A 9,346-nucleotide genomic window follows, 5' to 3' on the forward strand; every position below is an offset into this window, starting at 1 on the left:
TATATAAATCTTAATTCAACAATATTTGATTTAAAATAAAATTAAATGGAGGTGAAAATATGAGAAGATCAGTGATTCCATTAATTCTAATCATTGCACTCATGTTTACAGGAGGTGTTTCAGCAGCGGATAACAGCAACAACACCACGGGAGACGTTATTGCAGAGAACTCATCCCACTACAACCTTCTGATACTTACCGGGTCAACATCCAGTACAAAGGCGATAGTGGAGGGGTATAAACTGGCAGGCCAGAACGGCTACAGATTCAACCTCTCAATGTTCACCAATGATGAACTCCTGAGAAACGAGCCGCAGATCGATGCAGCAGCCATTGAGGCCGGCAGAAGGGCCGACGTGATACTTATACAGATGATAAGCAGTCCAAACACGGTTGCAAAGGTCAACCAGATCCTCAACGTCACATCAGCAAAAAGAATCATAGCCATAGGAACAGGGAACACCTTCAAGAACCACCCCAGTATAGGCGAGGACAATGCAACTGTTAAGAATATATGGGACCAGGGAGGCCCTGAAAATTTCAGGAGGATGATGCTTCTCCTCCTGCGGGATGCGGGGATGAAGCTCAGGCCAGGGGAGAACCTCACAGCAATTCCAGCCATAAAGTCATTTGTCTACCATCCTGACTCAGCACAGCAGTTCACCAGCTGGGACCAGTACAATTCATGGTATGTGCAGAGCGGACACTACAAGCCGGGAAAGCCGTGGATAGGGATCCTGACCTTTGACACCTACTACCGTGGAAGCGACATGAGGATGCACACCGCGATAGTTGAGAGCCTCGAGCGCAAGGGCTACAATGTGATGCTCGGATTTGCAGCGGACACACCAACAAAGAGGAATGTCATAGAGAAGTTCTTTCTGGATGGCAACAGAACACCAAGAATAAGCGGTCTCATAACCTGTATGGGATTCAACCTCTACAACGGGGATCCGGTGAACTCCACAAGCATACTGAGGGAACTTGATGTACCCGCACTCTCAGCGGTATATGCATCAAACCTCAAAACATGGAACGAGAGCATATCAGGACTCTCATCCGAGGTCTACTGGCAGATAGCCCTCCCAGAGATTGATGGGAGAATAGAGCCCATCATGATCGGTGGCGGCGTTGAGATGGTTGACCCGGAGACAGGCTTGAGGTACACCTACTACGTACCCATACCCGACAGGATAGAGAGGCTCACAGAGAGGATGATCAACTGGGTGAAACTGAGGGAACTTTCAAACGCAGAGAAGAAGATAGCCCTCATCTACTACAACATAGGGGGTGGTAAGGATGGTATCAGTGCCAGCTACCTCAACGTGCCAGAGAGCATAAGCACGATACTGGGGGCCCTGAAGTCAGCGGGCTACAGGGTGGATGAAAAGTCAACTGCAGAGGTAATCAACATACTCCTTGGACCGGGCCTCAATGTGGGGTCATGGGCCCCAGGGGAGCTTGCAAAGGTTGTGAAGGCGGGTGCAGTGACCATACCAGTATCAGAATATCTTGCCTGGTTCAGCCTCCTTCCTGAGGCCCTGAGAAACAACATAACAGCAACCTGGGGGCCAGCACCAGGGAACGTGATGGTATACAATGGCAGCATCGTGATACCCGGTGTGATGCTTGGAAACGTATTCCTTGGACCACAGCCAATGCGCGGTTTTGGCGAGGATGCAGCTGACCTCATACACTCAACCACGCTCCCACCCCACCACCAGTACCTGGCATTCTACCTGTGGCTTCAGAAGAACTTCAATGCAGTTATACACCTGGGAACACACGGAACCCTTGAGTGGCTGCCAGGAAAATCCGTTGGACTCTCCTCACTTGACTGGCCAGACGTCATGATAGGTGACCTTCCCCACATCTACCCCTACATAGTCAACAACCCCGGTGAGGGAACACAGGCCAAGAGGAGGGGATATGCGGTGCTCATCAACCACAACATTCCACCGATGGTTGTGGGTGAACTCTACGGAGACCTGGCTGAACTCCAGCACAAGATCAACAGCTACCACTCAGCAGAGGATCCCCAGAGGAAACTGATAATTGCAGAGGAGATAAAGAACCTCACGTTGAAGCTGGACCTTCACAGGGAGCTGAACCTTGACCTCAATGCATCCTTTGAGGAGGCACTTGACAGGATCGAACACAGACTCGATGAACTCTCAGCAACACTGATACCCTACGGTCTGCATGTATTCGGAGAACCACTGAGCGGCCAGCTGCTCGATGCAATGGTTGAGGCCATTGTGAGCTTTTACCCGGCTACACGAAACACCACAGAGTTCAGGAACGCCATAAGGGAGAAACTGGCCAGTGACTGTGAGATCAGCAATCTTCTGAGGGCCCTTGAGGGCAGATTCGTTGAGCCGGGAAGGGGCGCCGACCCCATCAGGATACCCGATCTCCTGCCGACTGGTAAAAACTCCTACTCCTTTGACCCCAGACTGGCACCGGATAGGGCTGCATGGGAGATCGGTAAGAAGATGGCCGATGATCTCATAGCAGATTACCTTGCAAAGAACGGCAGGTACCCTGAAACCGTGGGGGTTGTTCTCTGGGCCATTGAAACCATGAGGACCAACGGACAGATAATAGCCATGGTGCTGAGACTGATAGGTGCTGAACCGGTATGGGATAAGTCAGGGAGATTCACAGGGATCAACGTGACCCCCCTTGCAACCCTGGGAAGGCCAAGGATCGACGTCCTTGTAACCATCAGCGGGCTCTTCAGGGATACCTTCGCCTACAGCATAGACAGGATGGACGAGGCAATAAGGCTTGTGATGAAACTGGATGAACCGGTGAACCAGAACTATCTCAGAAAACACTACCTTCAGGATCTCACAAATTACACCGCCAGGGGCCTGCCAATGGCAGATACACTTGCAGGGGCAAGGATATTCGGCAGCGCCCCTGGAAGTTACGGTACAGGGATACCTGCTGTTGTTGAGTCCACTGCCAAGTGGAACAACCAGTCACAGCTTGTTGAAACCTACCTTAACCACATGGGATTCATCTATGGAAAGGACATATACGCCATTGATGCAAAGGAGGTCTTCATGAAGCAGCTATCAAATGTCGATGCAACCGTGCAGGTGAGGGACAGTGTCTACGGGGTTCTGGACAACGATGACGTCTACCAGTACCTTGGAGGGCTCACAATGGCTGCAGGGGCAATGTCAGGTAAGAATATTGCATCCTACATTGCCAACACAAGGTTCACCCCGAGGATTGAGACACTCTCAGATTTCATTGCAGCTGAACTGAGGACGAGGACCTACAACCCAAAGTGGATTGAGGGAATGCTCAGCCAGGGATTCTCAGGTGGCCATCAGATCTCAAAGGAGATAGGACACCTCTTCGGGTGGAGCGCAGTCACACCTGAACTTGTACAGGACTGGATGTGGCAGAGGGTCGCTGAGACCTATGTCCTTGATTCCTCTGTGAGGGACAGGTTCAGGAGTGTGCAGCCCTACTCATATGCTTCCACCGTGGCATGGCTTCTTGAGGCCAGCAGAAGGGGCCTGTGGAGGGCTGATTCAGCAACGCTTCAGAGGCTTGCAGATGAGTATATCTCGGCGGTCAATGAGTATGGTGTTGTCTGCTGTCACCATACCTGTGCCAACATCGTCTTCAATGAGTGGGTTGTGAAGCTCTCTTCCCTTAACCAGGCTGCCCTGAGGAAGTTTGCAAGTGCAATGGCCGCAGCCACAGGCAAATCCATTGATGTACCGGGATCTGATACAGGGTCTGATACATCTGGTGGGACAGGTGACGATGGTCTTGATGCTGGTGAGACCGGCGCACCTTCATCAGGTTCATCCGGTGGAAGATCAGGTTCCACACCCAGTGAGGCTGTCAGTTCTGGTGAGTCATCTGATACGAGTGAGGTTTCACAGTCAGAACCTTCCGGTGAGTCAGGTAAGGCCTATGAGGTTGCTGCTTCAAGTCAGAACGGTTCAGCAAGCACCCAGACACCACTTTATGCTCTTGCTGGAATCATAGGAATTGTATGCCTCCTTGGAGCAGGATACTTCTACCAGGGAAGAAATTAAACCCATATTTTTTTATTTTTTTTGATGTCTGATTTTTTTACCCTCATGAAACTCATTTTAGGAAAACCTAAAAATTTATATATGATGGTGATTTAGGTATAACTAAAGTTTAGGAATACCTAAAAAGGTGGTGTCATGGAAACTACACTCGACAGAATATCCGAATCAGAAAGGGTAACGGTCACCTCAGTTGATATTACCGGTAAGATAAAGCACAGGTTCACGGTGATGGGAATCGTCAGGGGGTCCAGGGTAACCCTTGAAAAGGTTGCACCCCTCGGCGACCCCCTAAAGGTGAGGGTCAGGGGCCACCCCTTATCCATCCGCAGGGAGGAGGCCTCAATGATAAGGGTGAGGAGAGATTAGGTTGTCACTGAGGATAGCCCTTGCAGGAAACCCCAATGTGGGTAAGAGCACCCTGTTCAACAGCCTCACAGGTCTAAATCAGCATGTCGGCAACTGGCCAGGCAAAACCGTTGAAAAGAAGGAGGGACACCTGCACTTCAGGGAATGTGACATTGAGGTCATAGATCTCCCTGGAACCTACAGTCTCGCAGCTGGTTCTCCAGAGGAGGAGGTGGTGATCGATTACCTCCTTGAGGAGCCTCCTGATCTTGTGATAAACGTTGTTGATGCATCCAACCTCGAAAGAAACCTTTACCTGGCCCTCCAGATAATGGAGTTTGGCCTTAACACCATCATCGCAGTGAACCTCAACCACGAGGCCGAGAGGAGGGGTTACAGTCTGGATTATGGGAAACTTGAGGAACTCCTTGGCGTGCCTGTTGTGAGGATCGAGGCAACTGAAGACGAGCAGGATGAGCTCCTTGAAGGGCTAATCGAATGGAATAAAGGTGAACCCCGGATCCCAGGATATGAATTCCTGAGACACGAATCTCTGAGCAGACTGTATGAACTCATCAGGGGCAGCGAACTCAAATTTCCACCGCAATGGATCATCATAAAGCTCCTTGAGGGCGATGAGAGGGTGGCCTCAATGGTTGGAGAGGAAATTCATGATGAATTCAGGAGGATTCGCAGGATCCTTGAGGATGAATACTCTGTGAAGGCCGACGTCATTGTATCCGATGCCCGGTATGGGCTTATAGAGGCCCTCCTTGAGAGTACACTCAGAAAGCCACCGGTGGATCGGATTACAGGGTCAGAGATTATTGACAGAATTGCGCTCAACAGGTTCCTTGGCCTTCCTGTGCTCCTTGGTGTGATGTGGCTGATTTTTCAGCTGACATTCACTGCAGGGGCCCCACTGACAGACCTGCTGGATTTCGCCTTTTCATACCTTGCAGATGTGGTTCATGGCGTCATGGGCGATTCTCTGCTTGCATCCCTTCTATCTGATGGGGTGATAGGTGGTGTAGGGTCGGTCCTGGTCTTCATACCCAACATATTCATCCTTTTCTTCCTCCTGTCATTCCTTGAGGATTCAGGTTACCTTGCCAGGGCGGCATTTGTCATGGATCGTGTGATGAACACCCTGGGGGGCCTCAGTGGAAGGTCATTCATCCCCATGGTGCTGGGCTTCGGATGCTGCGTACCTGCCGTCATGGCCACAAGGACGATAGACTCTGAGAGGGAGAGGATAATAACAGCACTAACAGTTCCCTTCATGTCATGCAGCGCAAGGCTCCCTGTCTATGTGCTATTCACAGCAGCCCTCTTCCCGGTTATCTACCGGGGCTGGGTGATATTCTCACTTTACATTCTCGGGATAGTGGTGGCCATACTGACCGCCCGCTTACTTGGTGATAGAATCGTGGAGGGTGAAAGGTCACTCTTCCTCATGGAGCTTCCACCCTACAGGCTTCCGAGACTTAAGGCACTTCTCATTCACACCTACATGAGGGGTGTTCAGTTTATAAAGAGGGCTGGGACCATCATACTTGCAGGTTCACTGGTGATATGGTTCCTCTCGAACTTCCCGGAAGGGAACGTTTCATCATCAATCCTGGGGATCACAGGGTCCATGATAACGCCCATCTTCCAGCCACTGGGCTTTGGGGACTGGCAGTCCGCGGTTGCAATCATATTCGGTTTTGCCGCAAAGGAGCTTGTAATAAGTACCTTCGGGGCGGTATACGGCACCGGTGATGTTGCAGCAACCATTCAGGGGATTTTCACGCCACTGGAGGCCTTCTCCTTCATGGTATTCATACTGCTCTACACCCCCTGCCTTGCAACACTTGCCGTAATAAAACAGGAGGCAGGTACAAAATGGGCCCTCTTCTCCCCAGCCTATTCCCTGCTGGTTGCCTGGATTGCTTCATTCCTTGTCTACACGGCAGGTACTCTGACTGGTTTATGATCACAGAATGGAGGTGAAATCATGGTCTCCCGTGGAGGTATAAGGGGTGCAAGAAAACCTGTAAAACCAGAAGATTAGATGGTGAAGACCATCCGGTGCTTCTCCATGATATCCACAACTATCCTGTCAAAACCCTCAAGTATTTCCACACCATCAATGAGCATGTCACGGGTTATACCCCTTGCCATTAGATCTTCCTTCCTTGCAAAAACAGCCTCGGTCTCTGACAGTTCTCTGATGGTGTGGGAATACCTGTTTTTTTTCATTGCAGCATACACTCCACCTGATATGAGGTATACGCTGAGTTCATCCTCCCTCCATATCCCCACAAGGTCAAGGAATGTCCTGAAACCCAGTTCAGATGGACTTTTAGTTACAAGAAACCCCACAGAACCCATCAGTAACCGCTCCACCCCAGTGTCTCCATGAGCTGCTCACCAAGAAGTTTCTCAAGGCACTGGACATTCTCCTGCATCCATGGCTCCTTGAGGGGGTAGCAGTTATCGAGTTTCTGCTCACCGTTCAGGAGCTTCATTGCAAAGGCCATGCATGTTGATTCACCGCATTCTCCACAGTTGCTGCCAGGGAGGCACCTCTGTATATCCAGTGGTCCAATGCTTTCCACGTCCCTTCCACGCACACCCCTCAGGTAGGCCTCGTGTGCCTGGTTTATCCTTTCCATGATCCGCCTTATGATATCAAAGGCCTCCTCCACGTCATGGTTTTTGTTCATGCTGACCTTTCCTGAGGGGTAGAGGCTTATGAGCCTGTCGTAGATTGTGAGGGTGAGAATGTTTTTCTTCTTAACATAATTCACAGCACCCGGCGGATACATATTTGCCAGGAGGGGGATTATGTCTCCGATTTCAGAGTCAAGCTCCATAAGGACCCTTATTTTCCCCTCACTTGCAATGCATGGCTTCACCTGTTTGAGGGTAACCTCCCTTACAAGGGGCCCATCAGGGATGAGCTCCCTTTTAACCTCATCCATTTCCATAACGGCACCTCATATCCTGATAACTGCGGTTTCACCCTTTGCAGAGATTATCTCATGGAGCTCCTCATCGTTTATTATCTCTGCAGCCTCAACAAGATCCTCCTCCACAAGCCCCCTCTCCCTGAGGGACCCCTCATGTACCAGTATGCTCCCCTCCGGAAATATGAGGTATGTGAGCTCCTCCACATTTGGGTAGCCTATGCTCTCTGATTTCTGATCTGCAACTGCAGCGTAGACCCCATCCTCCATTAGGAGAACATCAGAGTCAAGGCCACTGTTCAGACATGCTATGACAACATAGAAACCACTGAATGCATCTTCAGATCCATAGGGGGCCCTGTCTATTATTATGAGAGAGGATTTCATTTTAACAACCCAGACTTATCACACGGTGACTTTTCTTTATCCATTCTGCCAGTTCATAAACGCTTTTTATCTCCACACCCTTTATGTAGGGCTTCTCTGAACAGGTGTAGCCCCATGCAGTGGAGCACCTTATGCAGGATATCACATTAACACCGGCCCTTACAAGGGCCCTGAATTTTTCTGCGACATTGGGGAATGACTGGGGGGCCTGGTCCCTTTTCGGTACATGTGTTCCATCCATGTAAAGGAATATGTTAACATCATAGCCATTTTTAATGGCGCTTTCTGCCAGTTCTGAGGCTATATCTGCATACTGGTGGCGGTAGGGACCCTCCAGGAGGACTATTGTGAGCAGTTTTTTCTCCATGGATCTATCTTCGCATCCATAAAATAAATAATTTATTATGAATAATAATGATAGTTTTCACTGATTTTCAAGCGCCCTCTCAAAGGCCTCACAGTGGGTCCTGGCAGCCAGCTCCTTCTTGCACTCATCATCTGCAAATAACCTCATCTTTGCGGCTCTGCAGGGGTAATGCTGTATCTTAAGGCCTGCACGGACAGGCAGGTCCTTCACCTCAGTTCCGACAAGTTCCTCTGCAACAAACCGTGTTGCACCGCAGGGTGAACACCTGAGGACCCTTATCTCTTTTACTATGTCGTCTTCAACATCAACCTCAACCACTGGCTTTCCAAATTTCGATACGAATTCATCGAAGGACGGATTCCCGTTCTCCTCAAGGTCGCACATGTTCTCTGGTGCTGTGACATTCCCGTAACCCAGCAGCTGATTCCTGAAGCCCTCACCCCTCCAGGCACCCACTATTATCCAGTCCACATCATTGTGGATGCGGTCCACAAGTTCAAGTGTGAGGTCCGGGTGAAGGATGTAGGTTATAACGATATCCGCTGATACTATCTGCCCAATCTTTTCATGGGGTATTTCAACTTCATCTGCGAATATGCCTGTGGGGGCCTCAAGTTCAATGAAATCTGTTTCAAACTCCTCGCATATGTTCTTGTGGGCCCTTTCACCGTAGGGGCCATCTGTCACAATTGCAACCCTGACCATTCAGTCATCCTCCGGTTTGAATTCAGTCCTTATCCAGTCTAAGATTTCATCACGTATCCTTCTGAATCTGGTTATATCCCCACCTGCAGGGTCTGGAAACTCTGCATGTATGAACCTCTTACCACCAAGGAATACAGGGCATGCATCATCACAGAGGCTCACAACAACATCGAACTCCTCACCCTCGAGTTCCCTTAGGTTGGTGGGCTTATGGGAGCTCATATCGATTCCGATCTCCTCCATGACCCTCACTGTCAGGGGGTTAATTTCCCTTGGCTGGCTTCCGGCACTCTGGACATGGTAGTGATCCCCGTACATGTTTCTGAGAATACCTTCGGCCATCTGGGATCTTCCTGAGTTGTTTCTGCATATGAAAAGAACCCTCTTCTTCATGGTGATCCTCTTTACAGTTTCTGTGACATAGACCAGTGCACTGAAATCTATTCATATATCCTATGCGGTCCTCTTTACAGTTTCTGTGACATAGACCAGTGCACTGAAATCTATTCATATATCCTATG

General features: G+C 49.8%; 9 protein-coding genes. 3 read left to right on the top strand and 6 right to left on the bottom strand.

Annotation, left to right across the window (positions count from 1 at the left end; all coding sequences use genetic code 11):
• Positions 1-59: 59 nt before the first annotated feature.
• The 3 genes from L5462_RS01925 (at position 60) to feoB (ending at position 6,390) form a co-directional block, all read left to right on the top strand.
• Positions 60-4,067, top strand: a complete 4,008-nt coding sequence (locus L5462_RS01925; protein ID WP_237779153.1) for a cobaltochelatase subunit CobN — start codon at positions 60-62, stop codon at positions 4,065-4,067.
• Between the two features lie 135 nt (positions 4,068-4,202).
• A complete protein-coding gene (locus L5462_RS01930) occupies positions 4,203-4,433 on the top strand; it encodes a ferrous iron transport protein A (protein WP_237779154.1) in 231 nt (76 codons plus the stop codon).
• A gap of 1 nt (position 4,434) precedes the next feature.
• The gene (feoB, locus tag L5462_RS01935) at positions 4,435-6,390 is read left to right on the top strand and encodes a ferrous iron transport protein B (RefSeq protein ID WP_237779155.1); all 1,956 of its coding nucleotides are present in this window, start codon (positions 4,435-4,437) and stop codon (positions 6,388-6,390) included.
• Positions 6,391-6,464: 74 nt separating this feature from the next.
• On the opposite strand, the gene tusB is transcribed toward feoB, so the two are convergent.
• Genes tusB through L5462_RS01965 form a run of 6 tightly spaced genes read right to left on the bottom strand, consistent with a single transcriptional unit; the run spans position 6,465 to position 9,218 of the window.
• On the bottom strand, positions 6,465-6,803 hold the full coding sequence (gene tusB / locus L5462_RS01940; RefSeq protein ID WP_237779156.1) for a sulfurtransferase complex subunit TusB: 339 nt from the start codon (positions 6,801-6,803) through the stop codon (positions 6,465-6,467).
• Positions 6,788-7,387 (bottom strand): (Fe-S)-binding protein, encoded by a 600-nt coding sequence (locus L5462_RS01945; RefSeq protein WP_237779157.1) that lies wholly within the window; start codon positions 7,385-7,387, stop codon positions 6,788-6,790. Before L5462_RS01945 ends, tusB begins: the two co-directional genes overlap by 16 nt.
• Positions 7,388-7,396: 9 nt before the next feature.
• Positions 7,397-7,753 (bottom strand): DsrE family protein, encoded by a 357-nt coding sequence (locus tag L5462_RS01950; RefSeq protein ID WP_013296526.1) that lies wholly within the window; start codon positions 7,751-7,753, stop codon positions 7,397-7,399.
• Position 7,754: 1 nt separating this feature from the next.
• Complete coding sequence (locus L5462_RS01955; protein ID WP_237779158.1) at positions 7,755-8,120, bottom strand: DsrE/DsrF/TusD sulfur relay family protein; 366 nt, start codon at positions 8,118-8,120, stop codon at positions 7,755-7,757.
• A gap of 57 nt (positions 8,121-8,177) precedes the next feature.
• Positions 8,178-8,825: a DUF166 domain-containing protein gene (locus tag L5462_RS01960; RefSeq protein ID WP_237779159.1), complete on the bottom strand. Its 648-nt coding sequence runs from the start codon at positions 8,823-8,825 to the stop codon at positions 8,178-8,180.
• Complete coding sequence (locus L5462_RS01965; RefSeq protein WP_237779160.1) at positions 8,826-9,218, bottom strand: arsenate reductase ArsC; 393 nt, start codon at positions 9,216-9,218, stop codon at positions 8,826-8,828. It lies immediately after the preceding gene.
• Positions 9,219-9,346: the final 128 nt, after the last annotated feature.

Origin of the sequence: Methanothermobacter sp. K4 (assembly GCF_022014235.1) — an archaeon.
In the GTDB taxonomy this organism is placed as follows: Archaea; Methanobacteriota; Methanobacteria; order Methanobacteriales; family Methanothermobacteraceae; genus Methanothermobacter.

Coding starts and splice junctions, on each gene's coding strand:
- L5462_RS01925 (WP_237779153.1), top strand. CDS start 60: ATGAGAAGATCAGTGATTCCATTAATTCTAATCATTGCACTCATGTTT.
- L5462_RS01930 (WP_237779154.1), top strand. CDS start 4,203: ATGGAAACTACACTCGACAGAATATCCGAATCAGAAAGGGTAACGGTC.
- L5462_RS01945 (WP_237779157.1), bottom strand. CDS start 7,387: ATGGAAATGGATGAGGTTAAAAGGGAGCTCATCCCTGATGGGCCCCTT.
- L5462_RS01950 (WP_013296526.1), bottom strand. CDS start 7,753: ATGAAATCCTCTCTCATAATAATAGACAGGGCCCCCTATGGATCTGAA.
- L5462_RS01955 (WP_237779158.1), bottom strand. CDS start 8,120: ATGGAGAAAAAACTGCTCACAATAGTCCTCCTGGAGGGTCCCTACCGC.
- L5462_RS01960 (WP_237779159.1), bottom strand. CDS start 8,825: ATGGTCAGGGTTGCAATTGTGACAGATGGCCCCTACGGTGAAAGGGCC.
- L5462_RS01965 (WP_237779160.1), bottom strand. CDS start 9,218: ATGAAGAAGAGGGTTCTTTTCATATGCAGAAACAACTCAGGAAGATCC.